The 25142-nt window shown below is 72.0% G+C and carries 16 protein-coding genes; 10 read left to right on the top strand and 6 right to left on the bottom strand.

The window, feature by feature from the left end; translation table 11 throughout:
- Nucleotides 1–3: 3 nt before the first annotated feature.
- Together OO69_RS29740 and OO69_RS29735 are read right to left on the bottom strand one after the other, a co-directional pair.
- Nucleotides 4–1680 carry a membrane protein gene (locus tag OO69_RS29740; protein ID WP_033283919.1) on the bottom strand — a complete coding sequence of 559 codons (1677 nt, stop codon included), beginning with the start codon at nt 1678–1680 and terminating at the stop codon, nt 4–6.
- A 198-nt stretch (nt 1681–1878) separates the two neighbouring features.
- Nucleotides 1879–5883 (bottom strand): bifunctional nitrate reductase/sulfite reductase flavoprotein subunit alpha, encoded by a 4005-nt coding sequence (locus tag OO69_RS29735; RefSeq protein ID WP_033283918.1) that lies wholly within the window; start codon nt 5881–5883, stop codon nt 1879–1881.
- A gap of 199 nt (nt 5884–6082) precedes the next feature.
- Between OO69_RS29735 and OO69_RS29730 the strand changes: the two genes are divergently transcribed.
- From OO69_RS29730 to OO69_RS29715, 4 genes are all read left to right on the top strand, one after another.
- Nucleotides 6083–6478, top strand: coding sequence for a cell division protein SepF (locus tag OO69_RS29730; protein ID WP_033283917.1), 396 nt, complete (start codon nt 6083–6085; stop codon nt 6476–6478).
- A 98-nt stretch (nt 6479–6576) separates the two neighbouring features.
- Nucleotides 6577–7830 carry a hypothetical protein gene (locus OO69_RS29725; RefSeq protein WP_033283916.1) on the top strand — a complete coding sequence of 418 codons (1254 nt, stop codon included), beginning with the start codon at nt 6577–6579 and terminating at the stop codon, nt 7828–7830.
- Nucleotides 7827–8153 (top strand): nucleotide pyrophosphohydrolase, encoded by a 327-nt coding sequence (locus OO69_RS29720; RefSeq protein WP_033283915.1) that lies wholly within the window; start codon nt 7827–7829, stop codon nt 8151–8153. Before OO69_RS29725 ends, OO69_RS29720 begins: the two co-directional genes overlap by 4 nt.
- A gap of 211 nt (nt 8154–8364) precedes the next feature.
- Entirely contained in the window at nt 8365–8835 is a 471-nt protein-coding gene (locus tag OO69_RS29715) for a DUF6099 family protein (RefSeq protein WP_033283914.1), read from the top strand.
- 69 nt (nt 8836–8904) lie between these two features.
- Here the strand turns inward: OO69_RS29715 and OO69_RS29710 are convergent, their stop codons facing one another.
- A complete protein-coding gene (locus OO69_RS29710) occupies nt 8905–9093 on the bottom strand; it encodes a hypothetical protein (RefSeq protein ID WP_033283913.1) in 189 nt (62 codons plus the stop codon).
- Between the two features lie 211 nt (nt 9094–9304).
- Between OO69_RS29710 and OO69_RS29705 the strand changes: the two genes are divergently transcribed.
- Nucleotides 9305–10228, top strand: coding sequence for an LLM class F420-dependent oxidoreductase (locus OO69_RS29705; protein ID WP_033283912.1), 924 nt, complete (start codon nt 9305–9307; stop codon nt 10226–10228).
- Between the two features lie 135 nt (nt 10229–10363).
- Here the strand turns inward: OO69_RS29705 and OO69_RS29700 are convergent, their stop codons facing one another.
- Nucleotides 10364–11842 carry an MFS transporter gene (locus tag OO69_RS29700; protein WP_033283911.1) on the bottom strand — a complete coding sequence of 493 codons (1479 nt, stop codon included), beginning with the start codon at nt 11840–11842 and terminating at the stop codon, nt 10364–10366.
- Nucleotides 11843–12016: 174 nt separating this feature from the next.
- On the opposite strand from OO69_RS29700, the gene OO69_RS29695 reads away from it, so the two are divergent.
- The 3 genes from OO69_RS29695 (at nt 12017) to OO69_RS29685 (ending at nt 14582) form a co-directional block, all read left to right on the top strand.
- The gene (locus OO69_RS29695) at nt 12017–12670 is read left to right on the top strand and encodes a TetR/AcrR family transcriptional regulator (protein ID WP_033283910.1); all 654 of its coding nucleotides are present in this window, start codon (nt 12017–12019) and stop codon (nt 12668–12670) included.
- A 157-nt stretch (nt 12671–12827) separates the two neighbouring features.
- Entirely contained in the window at nt 12828–13499 is a 672-nt protein-coding gene (locus OO69_RS29690) for an ABC transporter ATP-binding protein (protein WP_234444562.1), read from the top strand.
- A gap of 96 nt (nt 13500–13595) precedes the next feature.
- Nucleotides 13596–14582 (top strand): ABC transporter ATP-binding protein, encoded by a 987-nt coding sequence (locus OO69_RS29685; RefSeq protein WP_420707916.1) that lies wholly within the window; start codon nt 13596–13598, stop codon nt 14580–14582.
- A gap of 22 nt (nt 14583–14604) precedes the next feature.
- Here the strand turns inward: OO69_RS29685 and OO69_RS29680 are convergent, their stop codons facing one another.
- Both OO69_RS29680 and OO69_RS29675 read right to left on the bottom strand, forming a co-directional pair.
- Nucleotides 14605–17466 (bottom strand): hypothetical protein, encoded by a 2862-nt coding sequence (locus tag OO69_RS29680; RefSeq protein ID WP_033283907.1) that lies wholly within the window; start codon nt 17464–17466, stop codon nt 14605–14607.
- Between the two features lie 40 nt (nt 17467–17506).
- Nucleotides 17507–20785 (bottom strand): ABC transporter permease, encoded by a 3279-nt coding sequence (locus OO69_RS29675; protein ID WP_234444557.1) that lies wholly within the window; start codon nt 20783–20785, stop codon nt 17507–17509.
- Nucleotides 20786–21088: 303 nt separating this feature from the next.
- Between OO69_RS29675 and OO69_RS29670 the strand changes: the two genes are divergently transcribed.
- Both OO69_RS29670 and OO69_RS29665 read left to right on the top strand, forming a co-directional pair.
- Nucleotides 21089–22552, top strand: a complete 1464-nt coding sequence (locus OO69_RS29670; RefSeq protein WP_033283906.1) for a 3' terminal RNA ribose 2'-O-methyltransferase Hen1 — start codon at nt 21089–21091, stop codon at nt 22550–22552.
- A complete protein-coding gene (locus tag OO69_RS29665) occupies nt 22549–25101 on the top strand; it encodes a polynucleotide kinase-phosphatase (protein ID WP_033283905.1) in 2553 nt (850 codons plus the stop codon). Before OO69_RS29670 ends, OO69_RS29665 begins: the two co-directional genes overlap by 4 nt.
- Nucleotides 25102–25142: the final 41 nt, after the last annotated feature.

Here is a 25142-nt window from a genome sequence, read left to right as displayed (position 1 = left end):
AGGTCAGTCCTTGGGCCGCAGCCGGATGTCCGAGCTGGACAGCGTCTGCGGGGTGGCGGTGAACGCGCGCACCCGGATCCGGACTTGCTTGTGCGGCAGGGTGAACGACCCGTTGGGCGGCCGGAGTTCGACGGTCTCCGTGCTGTGCGCGGGCAGCGTCGCCGGGCCGCCCACCTGGGACCAGTACCTGCTCATGCCCTGGCCCGTGGTGAGCGTGTAGTGGGGCGTCAGCGCGTCGCCGGACGAGTTGGTCACCTTGAGGGTCAGCCGGGTCACGACGGTGGGCAACGCCCGCCGCACGCCCGTGAGTTGCATGTCCATCGGCGGTGCCCCCGTCGCCGCCACGGCGGCGCTCGCCAGCGCGGGCGTGACCAGCAGCACGGCCGCCGCGACCCGGGCCTGCCGACGGTGCGGACCGGACAGCAGCCGGGGGCGCGGCTGCCACGCGTCCCGGAACTCGGCGATCGGCGCGGTGACCGCCGACGCCAGCCACAACGGCGTCATCAGCAGGTAGTACCCGTCCTGCGAACGCGTCGCCAGATAGAAGGCGCACCAGGGCAGGACGGTCGCCGCCGGCCCCAACCGCCGTACGAACAGCACGAATACGGCGAGCAGACCCGCCGCCAGCAGCATGCTCGCGTGGGAGTACCAGTCGAGCCGGTCGCTGCCGTTCGTGAAGTACAGCGAGATGTCCACCAGGCCCTGGCCGTGCACCACCGCGCCCTGAGTCAGCGGCAGCGCGATGCCCCTCAGCCAGGTGCCCGGCTCGTGCACGATGAAGTACGTGTTGATCAGCAGCCAGACGGTGACGGCGACCCCGACGATGCGCAGCAGCACCAACGCGGCCTGCCGGGCGCCGAGTTCACCGCGTCGCATCGCGTAGATCCCGGCGAGCAGGAACGGCGTGAGGAACCAGGGGAGTTGCTGCGCCGCGCAGGCCGCCCCCAGACACGCGGCCTGGGCGATCCCGGCGGCGCCGAGCCGCCCGCCCCTGCCGATCCGGGGCCAGCGGATCACCACCGGCACCAGCAACGCCAGTGCGAGCACGGCGGGGTAGCCCTGACGGCCGTAGGTCGGAAGGAGGCCGAGGCCCAGGCACGCCATGGTGGCCGCCGACCGCCACTGCGTGGGCAGCAGGCGCCACATGAGGACCGCGGCCGCGATCAGCGCGCCGGTTGCGACGGCCGTCGCGGGGGCGCCGCCGTGTCCGATCCACAGGAGGGGCGCCGTGAGCAGCGTCTCCAGCGGGGGATAGCCGTACGTGTAGTCGTAGCCGCCGGTCACCGTCGGGGTGAGGGCGACGCCCTGGCTGGGGTGGAAGAGCCAGGGCCAGGGCTGGCCGTAGATCGGGTGTCCGGCGACCAGTTCCTTGGCGGCCTGGGTGGTGAGGACCGCCTCGTCGCCGCCGGTGTGGAACACGGACCACGCGGACAGCGCCAGCAGGACCGCGGTCACCAGGACGACGAGATCGATCCGCGCCAGCGACCGCGCCCGGCGGACCACCAGCGTCATCACCCCGCACACCAGGATCGAGGCGTAGCAGAGGCAGACGACCGCCGCCACGACGAGCCGGTGGCTGGCGGCCTGCGTCCACACCGGCCGGACGCCGATGAACAGACTGATGTCGGCGAGCAGAGTGAGGATGCGGTGCCACTGCGCGGGAGGTTCCGGGGCGGACACCGCCGACTGTGTCCGCCGACCGGGTGTCACCTGTTGTGTTTCTGCCAAGTGCACGAGAGGGGACGCTAATCGCGCCCGGTGAGCGGGGTGTCCGGAGTCGAGAAGATTCCGGTGTGAGACCGGTAAGAACCCCTCTTCATGGTCTAAATGGGGCAAACTCGAACGGCTTTGTTCAAGTGGCCGTGGCCATCAGTTCATTCAGTAAACATCGCGCACATACCGCTTCGCCGCCGCCAGTTGCTTCACATACGCGGCCGCCTCGGCCTCGTCCAGCCCGCCGTGCGCGACCGCGATGTCCCGCAGCGCCCGATCCACGTCCTTCGCCATCCGCGAGGCGTCCCCGCACACATAGAAGTGGGCGCCTTCCCGCAACCAGTGCCACAACTCCGGCCCGTGCTCCCGCATCCGGTCCTGCACGTAGACCTTCGCGCGCTGGTCCCGGGAGAACGCCGTGTCGAGGCGGTCGAGCGCGCCCTCGTCCAGCAACCCCGTCAACTCCTCCTCGTAGTAGAAGTCCGTGGCGCGGTGCTGCTCCCCGAAGAACAGCCAGTTCGGCGCGGGATGCCCGAGCGCGCGCCGCTCGTGAAGGAAGCCGACGAACGGCGCGACCCCGGTGCCGGGTCCGACCATCACCATCGGGGTCGCGGGATCGGCGGGCGGCCGGAAGTGCGGCGAGCGTTGGACGAACACCGGGACTTCGGTCCCCGCCTCCGCATCCGCCAGGAACGGCGAGCAAACCCCGCCGCGCGGGCGCCCGTTGAGACTCTCGTACCGCACCACCGACACCGTCAGCGAGACGCTGTGCGGGTCGACGAGCGGGCTGGAGGAGATCGAGTACAGCCGCGGCTGAAGCTTCTTGAGCACTCCGGCCCACTCCTCGGCCCCCGCCTTCACCGGATACTCGGCGAGCACGTCCACCGCCTGCCGCCCCCAACTCCACTGCGCCAGCCGGTCCTTGTTGTCGGCCCGCAGCAGCCCGCGCAACTCCCGGTCGTCCCGGGCCCGTTCCGCCACGAACCGGAGCAGGTCCGGGGTGATACGGGTGATGTCCAACTGCCGGTGCAGCGCCTCGGCGAAGGACAGCTCTCCAACCCCTTCCAGTTCTACGACCGTTGCGGCATCGGCGCCGGTGGCGGTGAGCCATTCGTCCACGAGGGAGGGGGAGTTGACCGGGCGGACGCCGAGTGCGTCACCGGTCTCGTACGTGAGGTCGGTGCCGCTGGTGTCGAAGGTGAACCGGCGGACTTCCTTGCCCGCGCCGGGGCGGCTGAGCAGGCGGTTGCCGACGAGTCGGGCGGTGGTGGGGGCCTGCTTGGGGGCCCGGGGCGGTGATTTCGGGGTCTCGGCGGAGGTGCCCAACGCCGTGATGACCTGTCCCAGCCACGCGTCCGCCGACGGCTCGAAGTCCGGCTCGCAGTCCGTGCGCGGGGTCAGCCGTACCCCGCCCAACTCGTCGAGCCGGGCGTCCAGTCGGCGGCCGTGCCCGCAGAAGTCGCCGTACGACGAGTCACCCAGGGCGAGTACCGCGAACCGCACTCCGTCCAGCCGGGGCGCCTGTTCACCGGCGAGCGTGTCCCAGAAGCCGGAGCCGTTGTCGGGGGCGTCGCCGTCGCCGAACGTGCTGGTGATGAAGAGGAGATCGGCGTCCGCCGGGAGCGTGCCGACGTCGGCCTGGTCCATGCCGAGCAGGGAGGCCCGGTGCCCGGCGGAGGCCAGCCGTTCGGCGGTGGCCGCCGCCAACTCCTCGGCGTTGCCGGTCTGTGAGGCCCAGAGGACGACTATCTGCCGGGCGGGGTGCGGTTGTTGTGGGGGAGCTGGGGTCGAGCGCGAATACATCCCGGCGAGTACGCCGTTGACCCACAGCGCGTGCTCGGCGCTGAAGGGTGCGTCCGGCGGAAGCGTCGGGACACCCGGGGCGCCGGACTCGATGCCCGCGAGGAAGCCGGTCAGGTAGAGGCGCTCTTGTGTGGTGAGGACGGGTGGTGGGGTCGGGTCGAGGCCGAAAGGGTTCGCTCCCGGGGCCACAGCGGTCGGGACGACGATCTCCGTGGGCGCCGGTGCCGCGCTCGCCACCTTGGTCAGCGACACCGCGCACACCTTGAACTCCGGCTGGAACGACACCGGATCAACCGCGTCGCTCGTCACCGCGTTGACGCTCAGATACTCGCCGAAGAGGTCGTTCCAGTGGAACGGCGCGAAACAGTTCCCTGGCCGCACCCGGTCGGTCACCACCGCAGGGAGCACCGCCCGCCCCCGCCGCGAGGAGACCTCCACCGAGTCGCCCTCCGCGATCCCCAACTCCCGTGCGTCCTGCGGGTGGAGCTCCACGAAGGGCCCGGGGTTCAGCTTGTTGAGCTTGGCGACCTTGCCGGTTTTGGTCAGCGTGTGCCACTGGTGCTGGAGCCGACCGGTGTTCAGCACGAACGGGTAGTCGTCGTCGGGCAGTTCGGCGGCCGGCATGTGCGGCCGGGCGTGAAAGACGGCTCGCCCGCTGGGAGTTGGGAAGCGCAGCTCGCCCCCGCCCACATACCGGATGGGGTTGCGGTCCGGCCCGTCCTCCTCCGCCGCCGGCCACTGGACCGGCGTGGACCGCAGCCGCTCGTAGGTCACCCCGCGCAGGTCCCAGCCGGTCACCGGGTTCCAGAACTGCCGTAGCTCGTCGAAGACTTGCTCCGCGCTGTCGTAGGAGAAGCCCTTCTCGTAGCCCATCGCGCAGGCGACGGACGCGATGATCCGCCAGTCGGGGAGCGCCTCGCCGGGTGGGGCGACGACGGGGCGGGCCAGGGTGAGGGTGCGTTCGCTGTTGATGAGGACGCCCTCGGACTCGGTCCACAGGGCGCCGGGGAGGACGACGTCGGCGTAGGCGTTGGTCTCGGTGTCGGTGAAGACGTCCTGGGTGACGACGAACTCCGCCGCCTCCAACCCCTCTATGACGGTGCGGCGGTTGGCGACCGAGGCGACCGGGTTGGTGCAGATGATCCAGCAGGCCTTGATGTCGCCGTCGGCCATCTTCCGGAACATCTCGACCGTGCCCCGGCCGACACCGTCCGCGCGGATCGTGTTCGGCGGCAGACCCCAGACCTCCTCGGTGAACTCCCGTTCCGCGTCGACGAGTACGGACCGCTGGCCCGGCAACCCCGGTCCCATGTAGCCCATTTCGCGGCCGCCCATCGCGTTCGGCTGGCCGGTGAGGGAGAACGGGCCGCTGCCGGGGCGGCAGATCGCGCCCGTCGCGAGATGGAGGTTGACGAGGGCGTTGGTGTTCCAGGTGCCGTGGGTGGACTGGTTGAGGCCCATCGTCCAGCAGCTCATCCACTCGCCCGCCCCGCCGATCAGCCGGGCCGCCGTACGGATGTCGTCCTCGGCGAGACCGGTGAGGGCGGCGACGGCGTCCGGCGCGTAGTCGGCGAGGAACTCCGGCAGCGCCTCCCAGCCCTCGGTGTGCGCGGCGATGAACTCCGGGTCGGTGTGGCCGTTCTCGTGCAGCAGCCTCAACAGGCCGTTGAGCAGGGCGAGATCGGTGCCCGGTGCGATCTGCAGGAAGAGGTCCGCCTTCGCTGCCGTGGCCGTGCGGCGCGGGTCGACGACGATCAACTTGGCGCCCGCCTTGACCCGTTCCATCATCCGCAGGAAGAGGATCGGGTGGCAGTCGGCCATGTTGGAGCCGATGACCAGGAACACGTCCGCCCGCTCGAAGTCCTCGTACGACCCCGGCGGCCCGTCCGCGCCCAGCGAGGACTTGTAACCGGCGCCCGCACTCGCCATGCAGAGACGGGAGTTGGACTCGATCTGGTTCGTCCGCAGAAACCCCTTGGCCAGCTTGTTCGCCAAGTACTGCGCCTCCAGGCTCATTTGGCCGGAGACATAGAGGGCGACCGCGTCCGGCCCGTGCTCGTCGACGATCCGCCGGAGTCGCCGCGCGGTCTCGGCGATCGCGTCGGCCACGGGTGTCGGTACCGGCTCCTCGCCGCGCACGTCCCGCACGAGCGCGCCGGTCAACCGGCCCGGTGCGGCGAGCATCTCGGCCGTGGTGGCGCCCTTGGTGCAGAGCCGCCCGCCGTTCGCCGGGTGCGCCTTGTCGCCGGACGCCCTGAGGACCGTAGGACTGCCGTCCGGGCCCGCGCCGACGTCGAGCAGCATGCCGCAGCCCACACCGCAGTACGAGCAGACCGTCCGTACCTGTCGTGTGGGGGGCTTCGTCATGCCGTAGACCGTACGAATTGCCCGTTACGCCGAGGTCACGCGGCCCGATCATGAGGGGTTACGCCCGGTGCACAACCGGCCCGGGGTCACTGTGAGATGCGGCCCGATCTTGTCGCGGAGTGTGTCGCAGTTGGGCCGAACGGGTGACAGTGCGCAACAATTGCCGGATGCAGACTGCCAGCGCGACCCAGGACGGAGCATGCCGGTGAACAGCCACGATGTCACCGACGAACAGTGGGAAGGGCTCGCCCAGGTAGTGCCGCTGCGGGGGCGCGACGCCTGGCCGTCCGCCGTGGGCCACCGGGCGATACCCGAGGCCGAGACCGAACCGCGCCGCCGCTTCGTCGTGCTCCGGGTGAACGTGTTCGGGGACGCCCGCGAGGTCGCGGAGACCCTGATGGCGGGCATCCCGGTGCTGCTCGACCTCACCGGCGCGGAGACCGAAGTCGCCAAGCGGGTGCTGGACTTCAGCACCGGCGTCGTCTTCGGCCTGGCGAGCGGGATGACCCGCGTCGACCGGAACGTGTTCCTGCTCACACCGCCGGGGACCGAGGTGCAGGGGCTGATGGAGGGCGCGGGGGTTCCGGGCGTGTGAGTCGCCCCGGTGGCCGGCGCGGTGGGGCGGTCCCTCGATCGTAGGAAGGTCCCCGGGGCGGAACGGTTCGCCTGACGGCGGAGGCCTACGGTCCGGATATGACCGTGTCAGCACAGTCGCCCCAGTCGTCCGGCTCCTCCCGGTCCGCCGAGTCCGTGCCGCCGCAGGGGCGATCGCCCGAAGCCGCCGCGCCCCGGGGTCGGCCCGAGCCGACGGGCCCCGTGCGCATCGAGGCGCACCCCGACCGGCCGCACCTCACCGAGCTGCGGCTGTCGGCGTTCGCCACGCACCGGGGCGCCGGATTCCCGCTCGGCTCGCTCACCCTCTTCACCGGGCCCAGCGGCTGCGGCAAGACGAGTGCGCTGCGGGCGTACGAGGCACTCGCGCGGCTCGGCGCCGGGAGTGCGGTCGGCGAGGTGTTCCCGGACCCCGTCGCGTGTGTCCCCGAGCGGGCCCGGCCCGATGCCCAGCGTCGGCGCGGGTTCCGTATCGGGTGTACGGCGGACGGGCCCGAGGGTCCGGTACGGCTCGACGTCGCCGTCCAGGCCGAGCCCGAACTGCGCATCGTGGGCGAGCGGTTGACGTCCGGTGGGCTCGTCCTCCTGGAGACCGCGTTGCGCGATCCGTCCCGCCGCTCGGTGCAGGCCGCCTGGCATACGGCGGGTTCGTCGCCGGTCACCCGCGCACCTTTGCCGGACGACCGGCTCGGCACCGCCCTGCTGCCGTTGCGCGTCGCCGGAAAGACCGACGGGCAGCGCCAAGTCCTCGCCGCCGCCGAGCAGATGGTGGTCGCCCTGCGCTCCGTCTTCGCCTGCGATCCGGCCCCCGAGCGGATGCGCGACGCCGTGCCGATCGGCGACGGGCGGCTGATGCGGGACTGCGGCAACCTCGCCGACGTGCTGTGGCGCACCCGGTCCGAGTGCGGGCGACGCCACGGGCAGCTCGTCACGGCGGTGCGGACGGGCTGCGCCGGACCCGTGGTGGACATCCTCGCGGAACCGCTGGCCGAGGGCATGGTCCGCGCGGTCCTCGACCGGGGTGACGGTCTGCGCACCGGCTTCGAACGGCTCGGTGACGGTGAACTCCGGTACGCGGCACTGGCGTTGGTGCTCCTCACCGGCCCCGGCGTCCTGGAGGTCGACCCGCCCGGCGAGGTCCCGGCCGCGATGCAGACCCTCACCGTCCTCGCCGACGGCCTCGACCGGGGAGTCGACGTACGGCAACGGGCCGAACTGCTGCGGCTCGCCGCGCGGATGTGCGAGCGCGGGCACATCCGGCTGGTCGGCGCGGTGAGCGACGCGTCCTGGGCCACTCGGATCGACGGGGTCACAGTGGTAGACCTTGACCCGTGACAGAACATCTCGACGTGGCGAAACTGCAGCGCAGACTGGCCGAGTTCGCGGCCGCGCGGAACTGGCAGCAGTACCACACCCCCAAGAACCTCGTCTCCGCGCTCAGTGTGGAGGCCTCCGAACTCGTCGAGATCTTCCAGTGGTTGACCCCTGAGCAGTCGGCGCGGGTGATGGACGACCCGGAGAGCGCGCACCGGGTGCGGGACGAAGTCGCCGATGTCCTCGCGTACTTGCTCCAGCTGTGCGAGGTGCTCGGCGTCGATCCGCTCGCGGCGCTGGACGCGAAGATCGACCGGAACGAGGGCAGGTTTCCGGCGCCGTAGCCGACAAGTCCCCGTCGTAGGCGATCGATTGGGGGAGTCTGCGCGTCCATTTTCACTCTCCGGAGTCATTCATCTGTCCGCAACCGATTTGTTGTCCACAGATTTCCGCCTTCCTCTGGCTTTTCGTCTCAGGGACTCTCACTCTGGGTAGTGGACAAGGGAGTTCGGGCGGACGTGCGAACAGCACGTCGGGATATGACGGGGGCAGCGCATGGACGCGATGCGGCTCATCGTGACGAGCAGGCGCGCCCTGGCCGGAAGCGGCGGTGTGCCGGAGACCATGACGGAGGTGTGGCAGGCGCAGGCGCTCGCCCAGGCGATAGGCAGCCGCCTCGCGGTCTTCGGGCCGCCCGAACTCCGGGGCGAGGCGCTGGGGTTGACCGAGTTGGCGGGCCGGGGCTGCGGAGTGCTGGACACCCCGGTGCTGGCCGTCGAGGACTTACGCGCGGCCCAGCTGACGGAGCTGGGTGACGCGCGTCTCGCCCTGCTGTGCCTGGGCGGGCTGCTCGGGGAGGTCGGTATCGCCCTCGTGGGCATCGCCTGTGCGGCGGACGACGAGGGGACGTACTGGCAGTGCATGGAGGCGATCGACGCGGCGGACGAGTCCCGGGACCGGGTGCTGGAGATGCTGCGAAGACTGGCGGACCGGGAGCAGGCGGTTCCGGAGCGGGAAGCGGGGTGACCTTGTGGTTGCGGTCCGTGGGGTCTGCGCGACGCCGTCGTGGCTGGTCGCGCAGTTCCCCGCGCCCCCTTAGGGGCGCTTCGCGTGGCCTGAGTTCAGGTCGGCCGGTGGTGCCGACGCCGTGGTTCCGGTCGACTGCAGGTCCGCGTCCAGGGCGGAGAGGTCGGCGTTCAGGGACGCCATCAGCTCTTCCATCTGCTGCAACAAACCCTTGGGTTGTGCAGGTCCACCCTGCTGCGGCACGGCTTCTTCGGACATGACGGCCTCCTCGGCCCGTGGCCTCCCCGGCGAGGAGGAGGCGGGAATCCGGGCGGTCCGGCTCCGCCCGAGCCAACGATCATCGACGGGGCCGGTCACTGGCGCGGGCGCCCCCCGTGCGCACGGTTGACGCAATTTCACCCGACCGGGCACGAGATGGGCCGCAGGGACCGATGGGGTTGACCGGGACCCGAGCGTGCAGGATGGAGCCATGGATCTGCGCATCTTCACCGAGCCCCAGCAGGGGGCGACCTACGACACCTTGCTCGCCGTGGCCAAGGCCACCGAGGACCTCGGCTTCGACGCCTTCTTCCGCTCCGACCACTACCTGAGCATGGGCTCGGGCGACGGGCTCCCCGGGCCCACCGACGCCTGGATCACCCTGGCCGGACTCGCCCGCGAGACCAAGCGCATCCGCCTGGGCACCCTGATGACGGCCGGCACCTTCCGCCTCCCCAGCGTCCTCGCCATCCAGGTCGCGCAGGTCGACCAGATGTCGGGCGGCCGGGTCGAACTCGGCCTGGGCGCGGGCTGGTTCGAGCAGGAGCACACGGCGTACGGCATCCCGTTCCCGAAGGAGAAGTTCGCGCGCCTGGAGGAGCAGCTCGCGATCGTCACCGGCCTGTGGGCGACCAAGCCCGGCGACACCTTCGACTTCCACGGCACGCACTACGACCTGACCGACTCGCCCGCGCTGCCCAAGCCGACGCAGGCGAAGATCCCCGTGCTGATCGGCGGCCACGGCGCGATCCGCACCCCGAAGCTGACCGCGCGGTTCGCCGACGAGTTCAACATGCCGTTCGCCTCGATCGAGGACAGCGCCCAGCAGTTCGGCCGGGTGCGCGCCGCCGCCGAGACGGCCGGCCGCAAGGCCGACGACCTCACCTACTCCAACGCCCTCGTCGTCTGCGTCGGCAAGGACGACCAGGAGGTCGCCCGCCGCGCCGCCGTGATCGGCCGCGAGGTCGACGAGCTCAAGGAGAACGGCCTGGCGGGCACCCCGGCCGAGGTCGTCGACAAGATCGGCCGCTACGCCGAGATCGGCGCCGAGCGCATCTACCTCCAGATCCTCGACCTCGCCGACCTGGACCACCTGGAGCTGATCTCGGCCCAGGTGCAGACGCAGCTGTCGTAGACGAGGTACGGGACGCGCGTGTCGTAGCACCGCGGGCGGGGTGGGGAGACCTCGCCCGCCGCGCGGCCGCCGCCCCTACCCCTCTCTGGAAAAGTGTGACACTTTCGGCGAAACTGACACACTTTTCCAAGACACCTAGCCCCGCACCCCCGCCCCGGCGGAGGCCGCGGCGGGCACCCCCGTGTCCGCCGGGACCCGCCGTCCCGGCAGGAAAGCGGCCAGCACCAGGGCCGCCAGGGACGCCGCCGAACCGATGCCCATGATCACGCGGAAGCCGTTGTGGGAGGGGACGGTGAGAGAGCCGAAGCTCGTCGTCATATGGGCCAGGACGACTCCGGCGACGGCGCTGGAGGCGGACGTACCGATGGACCGCATCAGGCTGTTGAGGCTGTTCGCGGCGGCCGTCTCGGACAGCGGCACGGCCCCCATGATGAGCGCGGGCATCGCGCCGTAGGCGAAACCGACGCCCGCCGAGATCACGCAGCACACCACGACGACCTGCCAGACCGCGGCCATCATGACCACCCCCAGCCCGTAACCGGCGGCCACGATGAGCGCGCCCAGCATCAGGGTGACCTTGGGTCCGGCCGCCGCCGAGATGCGGGCGGAGAGCGGTGCGGTCGCCATCATCACCAGACCGGACGGGCCGAGCGCGAGCCCCGCCGCGAGCACGGTCTGGCCGAGGCCGTAGCCGGTGAGGGTGGGGAGTTGGAGCAACTGCGGTACGGCCAGGGACATCGCGAACATGGCGAAGCCGAAGACGACGGACGCGAGGTTGGTGAGCAGGACCTGGCGGCGCACGGTGGTGCGCAGATCGACCAGCGGCCGTACGGTACGCAGCTCCCACCAGCCCCACACCAGCAGCACCACAACCGCCGTGGCGAACAGCCCGGTTGTCGTGCCGCTGCCCCAACCCCAGTCCGCGCCCTTGGAGATGGCGAGCAGCAGACACACCAGACCGATGGACATCCCGACGCCGCCCACCACGTCGAACCGGCCGCCGCTGCGCACCGCCGACTCCGGTACGAGGGTCACGACGAGCGCGGCCACGACGGCACCGAGCACCGCGGCCGTCCAGAACAGCACGTGCCAGTCCGCCTTCTCGGCGATGAACGCGGCCGTCGGCAGTCCGAGCGCACCGCCCACACCCAGCGAGGCACTCATCAGCGCGGTCGCCGATCCCAGGCGTTCGGGCGGGAGTTCGTCGCGCATGATGCTGATGCCGAGCGGGATGACGGCCATCGAGACGCCCTGGAAGGTCCGTCCGACGATCATCGGCACGAGCGAGTCGCTGAGCGCGCCGATCACGGACCCGACGATCAGCAGCACCAGGCTGAGCAGCAGCATCCGCCGCTTGCCGTACATGTCCCCGAGCCGCCCCACGACCGGGTTGGCGACGGCACCGGCGAGCAGGGTCGCGGTGATCGCCCAAGTGGCGTCGGACGGCGAGGAGTTCAGCAGCTTGGGGAGTTCCGGCACGATCGGGATGATCAGCGTCTGCATCAGCGAGACGGTGATCCCGCCGAGGGCCAGGACCCAGACGACAGCGCCGGAGCGGGACGCGCCGACCCCCTCGACGGGAACGGGTGGGGCGGGGGAGCTGGACGCGGACATGGCGAAGCCTCCGGCTGATGCGTGCTGGTGCGTGCGACACGGGGCTGAACGAAATGAGTCTGGCATGTTTTTCGTATGACGTACGCAAAATAGGCGGAGGCGAGATCGAGAACTGCCGGAGCGGTAGCCTTCCCCTGTCCGGGCACGGCTGTCGCGGACGGAGAGGCACAGCGGATGACGCAGGTGGCGACGGGTTCCGGCCGCAGGGGCAGGGGGCGCCCGCCCCGGCTGTCGCGGGAGCGGATCGTCGAGGGCGCGGTCGGGGTACTGCTCGCCGAACCCGCCGTCTCCCTCACCATCAAGGGCGTGGCCGACGTCGTCGGCGCCGCCCCCATGGCGCTCTACCGCTACTTCCCGGACCGCGACGCCCTCCTCCAGGCCACCGCCGACCACGTCCTGGAGGTCATGGAGCGCGCCCCCATCGCCGACGGCCCCTGGCCGGACCGCCTCCGCGCCTGGATGCGGGCGGGCCAGGCCAGCCTCCGCCCCTACCCGCAGCTCATGCCGTACATGACGACGACCCGGCACCCCGCCTGGCTCCCCGGCCTGACCCGGCTGCGCGAGATCCTCACCCCGGCCGGCCTCTCCGCCGAGGACCTGGCCCTCGCGGTGGCCCTCATCTCCTCGACGATGCTCGGCCATGTCGTCTACGACGGCTACCGCAGGCCCGACGAGGAGATGACGGCCCTGCTCGACGACGCCCCCGGCCCAGACCCCGCGACGGACGCCCTGCGCCCCCTCCTCGCCGGTCTGCCCGCGGCCCACGCCCGGCTCTACGACACGATCGTCGACCAGACGGTCACGACGGTGGAGCGGCTGGCCCGATAGGTAGGGGGCGTTCTGCCTTGCGGGAACCGGGACTTGGGCGGTCGGCGTACCGTACGGTGCGGTTGCAGGACCGGGGCGTGGTGGGGGAGGGCGTGTGAGCGAGCAGTTCGGTGGGCGTGGCGCGGTCGCGGAGGCCGGGGCGGCGGCGGGCGGCGCGATGGTGGTGGTCGAGGATCTGCGCCGCACCTATGGCAGCGGTGACACGGCGGTTCATGCCCTGCGCGGGGTCTCCTTCAGCGTGCCGCGCGGTGAACTCGTCGCGCTCCGGGGACGTTCCGGGTCCGGGAAGACCACCGTGCTCAATCTCGTCGGCGGGCTGGACACTCCGGACGGCGGCCGGATCACCCTGGACGGTACGGACCTGGCCGGGCTCGGCGACGACGAGTTGCTGGCGCTGCGCCGGGACCGTATCGGCTTCGTCTTCCAGTCCTTCGGGCTCATCCCGATCCTGACGGCCGCCGAGAACGTCGGGGTGCCGTTGCGCCTGCGGAAGGCCCCGGCCCGTGAACGCGAGGCCCGTGTCGAGCTGTTGCTGTCCCTGGTCGGCCTCTCCGACCACGCGGACCAGCGTCCAGGTGAGCTGTCCGGCGGCCAGCAGCAGCGGGTCGCGATCGCCCGCGCGCTCGCCAACAACCCGGCCCTGATCATCGCCGACGAACCCACCGGCCAGCTGGACGCGGACACCGGCCTCACGGTGATGGACCTGCTGCGTGCCGTCGTCCGCAGCGAGTCGGTCACCGCGCTCGTCGCCACGCACGACACCCAACTCCTCGCGCTGGCCGACCGGGTGCTCGAACTCCGTGACGGCCGGATCGTCGACGACAACTGACCGCGTCGTCGGCCTTCCGCATTACCCTGGCGGCTGTTCGACATCGTTATCGGGATCCGCGTCCGCAGACCTCATTTCATCTCCTCGGGGGACCGTGTGGCAGTTCACCAACAGCCCACCGGGGCACCGGACTTGGCCGAGCTGCGGCGGCGGGCCGTAGCGGCCGCGGTGCCCCGGCGCGAGGAGGGGCTGGTCGTCTGCGAGAACCTGGTGCGGATCTACCAGACCGAGGGCGTCGAGGTGCAGGCCCTCCAGGGGCTCGATCTGGCCGTGGCCCAGGGCGAGATGATCGCGGTGATCGGGGCGTCCGGCTCCGGCAAGTCCACCCTGCTGGGCATACTCTCCGGCCAGGACGTACCGACTGCGGGCGCGGCTGAGGTAGCCGGGCACGATCTGCTGGCGATGAAGCGCCGCGAGCGGCTCGACTACCGGCGCGGCACGGTGGGTTTCGTCTGGCAGCAGACCTCCCGCAACCTCCTGCCGTACCTCTCCGCGGCCGAGAACGTGATGCTCCCGATGACGTACACCGGCATCAAACGGTCCCAACGCCGGGCGCGCGCCGAGGAGTTGCTGGACCTCCTGTCCGTCGGCCACTGCCGGGACCGAACGCCCGACACTCTCTCCGGCGGCGAGCAGCAGCGGGTCGCGGTCGCCGTCGCCAACGCCAACGAGCCCCGGGTGCTGTTCGCCGACGAACCCACCGGCGAACTCGACACCGCCACCAGCGACGAGGTCTTCGCCGCGCTGCGCCGGGCCAACGAGGAGCTGGGCGTCACCGTGATCGTGGTGACCCACGACGCGTTGGTGTCCGAGCAGGTCCAGCGGACGGTACGGATCCGCAACGGCCGTACGTCCACCGAGGTGTTGCGCCGGGTCGCCACCGACGAGGACGGCGTCGAGGTGCTCACCGCCGAGGAGTACGCGGTACTGGACGCCAGCGGCCGGCTCCAACTCCCGAGCGATTTCACCGAGCGGCTGCATCTGCGCAAGCGCGTGCGGCTGGCCCTGGAGAGCGACCACATCGGCGTGTGGCCCGATGAGGCGGCTCGGCGGGCGAGGTCGGAGGCGGAGGGCGAGCAGTAACTAGCTCTCCCTCAGGGGGCGTTCAGGGCAGGCGTAGTACAGCCCCCAGTCGGCGCCTGCGGGCGAGCGCCGTCTCGGTCGCCGCGGCCGTCAGGATCAGGGCGGTCACGCCCGCGACGAGGGCGAGGGTCAGGGAGTAGTCGGTGTGCAGGGCCGGTTGGGCCGGGCCGCCGGTGAACTGGCGTAGGTCCAACGTCCCTGCCAGGAGCCGGGGTTCGAGCAGGCCGAGCAGGGTGCCGCCCACCGCCGAGGCCACCGCCAGCGGCAGGAGTTGCAGGAAGTGGATCGCCCCGGCCTCCTTGCCGCCGAGGCCGAGTGTGCGCAGGAACGAGGTGGTGCGGCCGCGTTCGTGGGAGGTGAGGGTCAACTCCAGGGCGAGCGCGAGCAGGCCGGACAGCGCGGCCAGGATCGAACTGGTCGTGTAGATCGTGCCGAGGCCCTGCGTCAGGCCGTCCGCGCGCAGGGTGCGCAGTGTCTCGGAGCGGACGCGGGTCTGGGCCAGCGGGCCGAGCGCTTTGGCTGCCGCCGAACGCAGTGCCGTGGGGCTGGGGGTGGTGGAGCCGTCGCCCTTGAGGAGCAACACCGTACTGCCCGAGGCCTGTTGGGGCAGCAGGTGGTCGGCGGTGGCGGTGGTGATCAGCATCGGTGCTCCGGCCGTGAGCTGCGCCGTGATCGGGCCGAGGAGGGGGTCGCGCAGTTCCGCGGGGGTGAGGGTGCCTACCGGTTTGAGGGTCAGGTTCACCGGCGGTTGTCCCTGGGTCACGATCGTGGTGGTGAAGCCGCCGGTGCGCTCGCTCGCCCGGAGGCCGGGGGAGAGGAAGGACGGGAGCGGGGTGCTCGCGCTGGTGCGGGTTCCCGGCGGGGTGGCCAGACCGGACAGCAGGGCGGCGGCCAGCGGTGACTTCGGTGCTACGGCGGCGAGTTGGCGGGGGTCCACGGTGATCACGGCGACCTGGGAGATCGCCGCGCCGTCGTTCTGTCCCGCGAGGTCTAGGGTGCGTAGGTGTTGGAGGGCGGTGCGTATTCCCGTGGGGGCAACGGTCTTGATCCCGGGGGGAGTTGTCGTCCCCGACACTGTCGCGCTCGCGTCCGCACCGGTGGTCCACGCCGCCCCCGTGGCCAGCCCGTCGTCGACCGTACGCTGCACCAGGCCCCCGAACACCGCCGTGCCCAGCGTCAACACCAGGACGAACAGGGCGAGTCCGGTCGCCGGGGCGTCGTGCGCGGCGCGGGCCGCGCCGACGAAGCCCACCACACCCCGGCCGCGACGGGTCCGCCGTAGCACCAGGCGGAGCACGAGCGGGTAGACGCGCAGCAGGATCAGTACGACGGCCAGGGCCACCAGTACCGGTACCGCGCCCAGGATTCCGTCGGGGCCCTGTGAGCGGAGCGCGAGCACGCCCGCCGCCGTGGCGAGCAGCACCGTCAGTTCCAGGACCACGCGTCGGCCCACGGCGGTTCCGCGGCGGGTGCGGCGCAGGCGGCCGGGGCGCCGGGGTTCGCGGACGGCGAGCCAGGTCATCAGCGGGACCGTCAGCAGCACCACCGCGGTGACGAGGGCGGCGGGCAGCGGTTGCGGCGAGCCGGAGGTGCCGGTGGGGGCGAGTGCCCGGCCGGTCGCCCAGCCGAGCAGCGCGGCGAGCAGCACCACCGGCCAGGCCACGGCACAGCGCAGCAGCACCAGCCGCGCGGTGGACGCGCCCCGCGCGCGCTGCAACCGCAGATGTGGCTGCCGCCGGCGCAGGAGTAGGCGTACCGCTACGGCCACCGTGGCCAGCGCGACCGCGGCGAGGGCGTCGATGGCGTATGTCGCGAGGGCTCGGGCCTGTTGGTCCTGGGCAGTGAACGTGGTGAGCAGCGGGGTCAGGGAGTCGGTGACCAGCAGGGACTGGGTGGACTGGCCGCCGACCTGGCAGCTGATGTCGCCGGTGACCCAGTCGCTGCCCTGGCACAGGGCGGCGCTCAGGTCCGCGCCATAGTGGGACAGCGGCCCGGTGAGCGCGCGGGCCCGGTCGAGCGCGGCCCCGGACAGATCGGCGCGCAACTGCCAGGTCACCCGGGGGCCGCCCACCCCGGCACCGGCCAGCAGGTCGGCCGCGTCCCGGCCGACGAGGCCGCGGACGGCGAGCACGGTGCCGGTGGAGCGTTCCGCCGGGTAGCGCGAGGGCTGGTCCAGGGTCTCGCGGCCGGTCCAGAAGTCGTCGGTCGTGGCCGAGGTGCGGTAGATCCCGGTCACCAGCAACTCCGCGTGGGGCGCCGCGTTCTGTGCCCCCGGCGTCTTGGCGAACTCCAGGTTCAGCCGGCTGCCGGTCCGGACGCCCAGCGCCAGCGCGGTGGCCTGCGACAGGCCGATCTGGGGTGTGGTGGCCAGCGGGGTGTGGTCGGCGGGCGCGCGACCGCTGACGTAGCGGAGGTGGGTCCGCGCGGACGGCAGGTAGCTGACGGTGAGTTGGGTGCTGGTGCTCGCCGGGCCCGGCGGGCGGGGTGTGAGCAGGGACGCCGGGTCGTAGTCGTAGCTGCCGCCGTCGGCGAAGGACAGGTGCCGCACGGCTCCGCCGCTGAGCGGCCGGGTGAGGGTGCGGCCGGCGGCGAGCAGGGTGGCCATGTCCACAGCGGGCGGTGAGGTGTTGAAGATCTCCGGTGTGGTGCTCAGGCTGATGAGGGGGGCTTGGGCCTGCGCCGCGCCGACGCGTTGCCGCAGCGCCCGGTCCTCCTGGCGGCCCGCGAGGGCGGGGGCCCAGGCACACAGCGCCGTCAGCACGAGGGCAAGTACCGCCAGGCAGGCGAGCATCGGCAGGTCACCGCGCGTCTCCTTGCGGATCAGGCGTCGCGTCACCGCGGGGCCCGGGCGCGCGGGTCGTGCCACCGTCTCGGGCGTGTCCATGGTCCGGGTCACTGTCCGCCCCCTCCGATCGGTCCCCGACTCAACGGTCCTCTCCCGCCCGCAGCACCCGCACCAGATCCACCCGGGCCAACAACCGCGCCAGCCCCAGCACAACCACGCTGATGGCCAAGGCAGTTGCCACCGCCGTCAGTGTCACGGTCCCCCAGGGAATCACCTGCGGCAGCGGCGGATACGGGGCCTGCCCGCTGTCGTCCACCGTGACCAGGGGCAGTACCGCCGACGCCAGCGCCATCCCCATCAACGCCCCCGGCACCACCGCGAACAGCGCCAACCCCACCTGCTCGGCGCCCAGGAGCGCGGACAGGCTGGTGGCGCGGACGCCGATCGCCCGGAGGAGGGCGAACTCCTTGCGGCGCCGACGGGTGGAGACCACGGCGTGGACGGTGAAGGCGATGACCGCGAAGCCGGGGGCCAGGTAGCGGACCAGTTCCAGGACCCGGTGCAGCCCGGCGCGGAACGGGTCGGCCTGCAAAGACGCGGCGGTGCGTGTCGTCGTGGTGACGCCGCCCAGCGCGGGCTGCGCCTCTGCCGCGGCGGCCGTACGCTCGCTGTCGGTGCTGCTCAGCCACCAGAACGCGGGGTCCTGCTGGTCGGCACCGGCCAGGGTGAGCGCGGTGGCGAGTTGACGCTGGTCGGCGATCAAGTGGCCCTGCCCGCGGCCCAGTCCGGGCGGTGGGTCGACGCGGCCCACGATCTTGGCGGTGATCCGGCCGCCGCCCAGGTCGAGTGTCGTGGTGCTGCCGAGGTGCAGGCGGGTGGCGCTCAGCATCGAGGCGTCGGCGGTGACCGGAAGCGGTACCGGACCGCCCGCCGGGCCCGCCACGAGGCGTACCTTGCTGCCGGGCCGCGTGGCGTAGTCGCTGTCGGACAGGCCGCCGAGGGAGTCCGAGACGGCGGGGGAGGGGCGGATGCCGGTGCTCACGGTCGTCCGGAGCACGGCCGGGCCGCCGGGCGTGATCGCGCACACCCCGGGCATGCCGGGGTTGTAGCTGTCGGTCAACTTCCCTTTGCAGGCACCCTCGGTGGAGTCGGCGGCGTGGTCCGTGCCGTCGGACCAGGCCTGGCCGCCGGGGAGTTGAGAGACCCAGGTGTCCTCGGCGCCGCGCGCGCCGATCCGCATCAGGTCCAGGTCCAGCCGCGCGGGACGCACGTTCGGCTGCGGCAGGACCCCGATCGCGGTCACCGTCAGCGGATACGCCCGTCGGTGGCCGCCGCTCAGCGCCACATCCAGCGGGACCGCGACCGTATGTCTGCCCCCGTCGGCAGCCGGAAGCTGCGCCGACACCACGCTGACCAGGCCGTACGCGTCCTGCACGGTCAACTCCAGGCTCGGCGCCACGCGGTTGCCGTCGCTGCTCAGCCGCTCGTCCAGCAGCAGTGAGGTCGGTCGGCCGGGGAGCCGTATGCCCGGGACGACCGGCGCCGGGGTGTGGGGCGCGGGCCCGCCGATCGTGCCGACCAGGTCTTCCGTGGCGCCACCGGGCAGGTTCACCGTCGATTGCGTCACCGGCGTCACGCCGGTCACCCCCGGCAGCGCGCGATAGGCGGAGGCCAGCACGGCGGAGGGGTAACCGTCGTCCGCCGACGGGTCGATCCGCACATCCGCGCCGACCCTGAACGCGGCCTGCTCGGAGGCCAGTCCGCCCAGACAGGCCAGCGCGGTGGTGGCGAAGGCGCTCACCGAAACGGCCAGACACATCAGCACCACCGGCCCCGCGTTGCGCGCGGCCCGTCGGCTCAACTGCCAACCCGCCAGGGCGAGTACGAGCCCCCGGCTGCGCCGCCCGAACGCGTCCAGCAGCAGCGACGTCAGCGGCAGCAGCCGTAGCAACAGCAGTGCGGCGGCGCCCGCCACCAGGGTCGGCACGAGGACCAGCACCGGATCCGCGGACGCGCTGCCGGTTCCCACGTCGGCGATCAGCGAGTGGTGCCGCCGCAGCTCCAGGTACCCCAGCGTCGCCACAGCCAGCAACGCCAGGTCGGCGCCCAGCCGTTGGGCGGCGGCGGCCCGCGCGCCGCGCGTCTGCCGGGCCCGCGCCGACGGCAGCACGGGCAGCAGCACCGCCGCCGCGTGCACCAGCAGCGTCAGTCCTACGGCCGCCCACGCGTCGGCGTCCCGGGTGCCGGGGTGCAGCAGCCCGGCCAGGAAGGGCGCGGCCACGGCGGCCGGTACGCCGGTGAGCGCCCACTCGGCCCCCGCACCGCGCAGCAGCCTCAACGTGCCCGCGCCCCGGGCCTGTTGGAGGGCGAGCTCGTCGCGGCGGCGCTCGGTGAGCTGGCGGGCGGCCAGTACCAGGGTGGCCAGGGCGAGGACGGCGAGCAGCACGCTCGGCACATACAGCGAGGAGCGGGCGGCGACCGTCGGGACCGTCAAGTCGTCGATGGCGCCCGGCAGTCCGGAGGCCACGGTGAGGTCGTCCAAGGACGGCTGCCGTCCGCCGAACACCGACATCCCGCTCTGGCTCCCGGAGAAGGCGCGCAGCCGGTCGTGCAGCCCGGCGAGGCTGTCCGCGTCGAGGTGGGAGAGGTCGGGCTGCACGCTCCAGTGGGCCGTGAGATGGCCGTTCAGGACGGCGCTGCCGTTGAGCGCCGACGCCGAGACCACCAGCAGATCCTGGTCGGCGGTCTCGCCCTCCGTCAGGTCACCGGCCATCGCGGGCCAGAACCCGACGGCACCGGTCGCCCGGTAGACCCCGGTGACCCGCAGTGTCATCGGGCGGTTGAAGGCGTCCTGCACCCGAAGGCTCGAACCGGCCTTGATCCCAAGGCGTTTGGCCAGCGCGTCGGGCACCGCCGTGTCGACCGGCGCGGTGGACCCGGTGGCGACCGGCACAGCGGGCAGCGAGGTGAAGGCACCGGCCGGGGCGTCCGCCGTATCGGCGGGCCATCGCCCGGCCACCAACTCCCCGAATCCGCCCGCGTGTTGTACCGCGACCGGGTGCAACCCACTACCTCCAGGACCACGCGGCGGCCCTGTAGCCCCGTCGATCCCCGTCACCGAGACCGGCGACGTACCGAGCAGTCCCACGTACGTCCGCTGCGGAACCCCGGCGAACACCCGCTCCGCGGCGGCCCGCACATCCCGGTCGGCGACGGCCATCCCCCCGGCCCGGTAAGCCGCGTTGACGTTGACCTGCGCGCCAAGATCTTCGGCCAACCGCCGTACGGCCCCGGCCTGCACCGAACTCCCCGCCAGCGCCGCGAGCGCGGCCAACGCCGTCGCGCACAACAGCACGGTCACCGAAACAGCGGCCAGCACCAGCCCGTGCTGCGCGGCCCGCCGGGCAACTGCGGGCATCCGCCGCCGAGTTGGGCGCGGAGCGTCAGGAGGCCGCCGCGACGAGGAGGTGAAGGCCGTGGCGACCACATGAACCCCCGCAGAATCGAACATGTGACGGTGACGGCGCGCCACAGTCCTACCAGCCGTGCCCCGGCGCCGCAAGAAACGCTGATCGTCACGGCTGCCCGCTGGGGGAGCGCGCGGGGAAAATGCCTGAGTACGCCGGGGATGTTCGCTGTACGTTGGGCGGGCGCCCCGAGTTCCGCGGTGGCGCGCTTCCCCAGCTCAGAGGCCCAGTAGACGTTACGAGGCAGGCCCACCGTGTTCCTGACGATCAGTACCACCGGCACCCCCGAACGCCCCGCCACCGACCTCGGTTTCCTGCTGCACAAGCATCCCGACAAGGCGCAGGCGTTCTCGACGTCCTACGGCAAGGCGTACGTCCTCTACCCCGAGGCGGATCCCGGGCGGTGCACGGCGGCGCTGTTGCTGGAGGTCGACGCGGTGGCGCTGGTCCGGCGCGGCAAGGGCAAGGGGCGCGGTGGCGCGCCCGACGCGGCGCTCGCGCAGTACGTCAACGACCGTCCGTACGCGGCCTCTTCGCTGCTCGCCGTGGCCCTGAGCGCGGTCTTCTCCAGCGCCATGCGGGGCGTGTGCAACGCCCGCCCCGAGCGCGCGGAGCAGCCGCTGCCGCTGCGCATCGAGGTGCCCGCGCTGCCCGCACGCGGCGGTCCCGACCTCGTACGCACCCTCTTCGCGCCGCTCGGCTGGACGGTCACCGTCGAACCGGTCGCGCTGGACGCCGAGTTCCCCGAGTGGGGCGACTCGCGGTACGTCAGCCTCGTACTCGAAGCGGAGACGCTGACCCTCGCCGAGGCGCTGCGGCACCTGTACGTCCTGCTGCCCGTGCTCGACGACGCCAAGCACTACTGGGTCGCGTCCGACGAGGTCGACAAGCTGCTGCGCGCCGGTGAGGGCTGGCTGCCCGCGCACCCGGAGCAGAAGCTCATCACCAGCCGTTATCTGTCCCGCCGTTGGTCCCTGACCCGGGAGGCGATGGAGCGGCTGGAGCTGGTGCGGCTCGCCGAGGCCGACGACAGCGAGGTCGAGGAGATCGACAACGCCGTCGAGCCGGAGACGGAGGCCGAGGAGAAGCCGACGCCGCTCGCCGTGCAGCGCCGGGACGCGATCGTCGCCGCGCTCAAGGCGTCCGGTGCCGGCCGCGTGCTCGATCTCGGGTGCGGACAGGGGCAGTTGGTGCAGACGCTGCTCAAGGACACCCGGTTCACGGAGATCGTCGGCACCGACGTGTCGATGCGCGCGCTCACCATCGCCGGCCGCCGCCTCAAGCTCGACCGCATGGGGGAGCGGCAGGCCTCGCGCGTCCAGCTCTTCCAGAGCTCGCTCGCCTACACCGACAACCGCCTCAAGGGCTACGACGCCGCCGTGCTCAGCGAGGTCATCGAGCACCTGGACCTGCCCCGACTCCCGGCGTTGGAGTACGCGGTGTTCGGCGCCGCCCGCCCGAGGACGGTCGTCGTCACCACCCCGAACGTCGAGTACAACGTCCGCTGGGAGACCCTCCCCGCCGGACACGTCCGGCACGGCGACCACCGCTTCGAGTGGACGCGCGCGGAGTTCGGGGAGTGGGCGGCGAAGGTGGCCCAACGGCACGGTTACGACGTCGAGTTCGTACCGGTCGGACCCGACGACCCCGAGGTGGGGCCGCCCACGCAGATGGCCGTGTTCCGTATGACGACTGTGAAGGAGGAGAAGGCCGCATGACCGAGAATCAGACCAAGGGGCGCGTCCTGCCCGTCACCGACCTCTCCCTAGTGGTGCTGATCGGTGCCTCCGGCTCCGGCAAGTCCACCTTCGCGCACCGGCACTTCAAGCCGACCGAGATCATCTCCTCCGACTTCTGCCGGGGCCTGGTCGCGGACGACGAGAACGACCAGAGCGCCAGCCGGGACGCCTTCGACGTCCTGCACTACATCGCGGGCAAGCGCCTCGCCGCGGGCCGCCGCACCGTCGTCGACGCGACCAGCGTCCAGCAGGACAGCCGACGCCAACTGATCGACCTGGCCAAGCAGTTCGACGTGCTGCCCATCGCCATCGTGCTCGACGTACCGGAGGAGGTGTGCGCCGAGCGCAACGCCTCCCGCGTCGACCGCGCCGACATGCCCCGCCGCGTCATCACCCGGCACACCCGCGAACTCCGGCGCTCCCTGCGGGGTTTGGAGCGCGAGGGCTTCCGCAAGGTGCACGTGCTGCGGGGCGTCGAGGAGATCGACCACGCCACGGTCGTCACCGAGAAGCGCTACAACGACCTGACCCACCTCACCGGCCCCTTCGACATCATCGGCGACATCCACGGCTGCGCCGCCGAACTGGAGACCCTGCTCGGCAAGTTGGGCTACGACGACGGCGTCCACCCGGCGGGCCGTACGGCCGTCTTCGTCGGCGACCTCGTCGACCGCGGCCCGGACTCGCCCGGCGTGCTGCGCCGCGTGATGTCCATGGTCGGCTCGGGCAACGCGCTGTGCGTACCGGGCAACCACGAGAACAAATACGGCCGTTACCTCAAGGGCCGCAAGGTCCAGCACACCCACGGCCTGGCCGAGACGATCGAGCAGATGGAGGGGGAGAGCGAGGAATTCCACGCCCAGGTACGGCAGTTCATCGACGGACTCGTCAGCCACTACGTCCTCGACGGCGGCAGGCTCGTGGTCTGCCACGCGGGCCTGCCCGAGAAGTACCACGGCCGCACGTCGGGCCGGGTCCGCTCGCACGCGCTCTACGGCGACACCACCGGCGAGACCGACGAGTTCGGCCTGCCGGTGCGCTACCCGTGGGCCGAGGACTATCGGGGTCGAGCGGCGGTCGTCTACGGTCACACCCCGGTTCCGGACGCCAGTTGGCTGAACAACACGATCTGCCTGGACACGGGTGCCGTCTTCGGCGGCAAGCTCACCGCCCTGCGGTGGCCGGAACGGGAGTTGGTCGACGTACCGGCCGAGCAGGTCTGGTACGAGCCGACCCGCCCGCTGCTGACCGAGGCACCCGGCGGCCACGACGGCCGCCCGCTCGACCTGGCGGACGTGCACGGCCGCCGCGTGGTGGAGACCCGGCACGCCGGCCGGGTGTCGGTCCGCGAGGAGAACGCGGCGGCGGCCCTGGAGGTCATGAGCCGCTTCGCGGTCGACCCGCGCCTGCTGCCGTATCTGCCGCCGACGATGGCTCCCACGGCGACCTCGCACGTGGACGGCTATCTGGAGCACCCGGCGGAGGCGTTCGCGCAGTACGCCGACGACGGGGTCGCGCGGGTCGTGTGCGAGGAGAAGCACATGGGTTCGCGGGCGGTGGCGCTGGTGTGCCGGGACGCGGAGGCGGCGGCGAAGCGGTTCGGTGTGGACGGCGTGAACGGGCCGACGGGGTCCCTGTACACGCGGACCGGCCGACCGTTCTTCGACGACGGGGCGGTGACCGAGGAGATCCTGGGCCGACTGCGGACGGCGCTCGACGAGTCCGGCCTGTGGGCGGAACTGGACACCGACTGGGTGCTGCTGGACGCGGAGTTGATGCCGTGGTCGCTGAAGGCGTCCGGGCTGCTGCGCGGTCAGTACGCGGCGGTCGGTGCGGCGGCGCGGGCGGTGTTCCCGGGTGCGCTGGCCGCGCTGGAGGGTGCCGCGGGGCGGGGTGTCGACGTGGACGCGCTGCTCTCCCGGCAGCGTGAACGCGCCGCGGACGCCTCGGCGTTCACCGACGCGTACCGGCGCTACTGCTGGACCACGTCCGGCCTCGACGGTGTCCGGCTCGCCCCGTTCCAGATCCTCGCGGTCCAGGGGCGCAGCCTCGCCGGACTGCCGCACGACGACCAACTCGCCCTGCTGGACCGGCTGGTGGAGCACGACAGCACCGGCCTGCTGCAGACCACCCGTCGGCTGTACGTCGACACCGGTGACCCCGAGTCGGTACAGGCCGGGGTCGACTGGTGGCTGGAGATGACGGGGCGGGGTGGCGAGGGCATGGTCGTCAAGCCGGTCGGGGCGGTTGTGCGCAGCGAGGCGGGTCGACTTGTCCAGCCCGGTATCAAGTGCCGGGGGCGGGAGTACCTGCGGATCATCTACGGTCCGGAGTACACGCGGGCCGACAACCTCGCCCGGCTGCGGGGGCGGTTCCTCAACCACAAGCGGTCCCTTGCGATTCGGGAGTACGCGCTGGGTCTTGAGGCGCTTGACCGGCTGGCCGAGGGGGAGCCGTTGTGGCGGGTGCACGAGGCGGTGTTCGGGGTGCTGGCGTTGGAGTCTGAGCCGGTGGATCCGCGGTTGTGATGTGTTGTGCGGGTGGGTGGGCCTAACGGGTGGGGCGGGTG

Source organism: Streptomyces sp. NRRL F-525, assembly GCF_000716605.1.
Taxonomy (GTDB): domain Bacteria; phylum Actinomycetota; class Actinomycetes; order Streptomycetales; family Streptomycetaceae; genus Streptomyces.
Note: the sequence above shows the minus strand (reverse complement) of the source record. Positions and strands in the feature narration are given on the sequence as shown.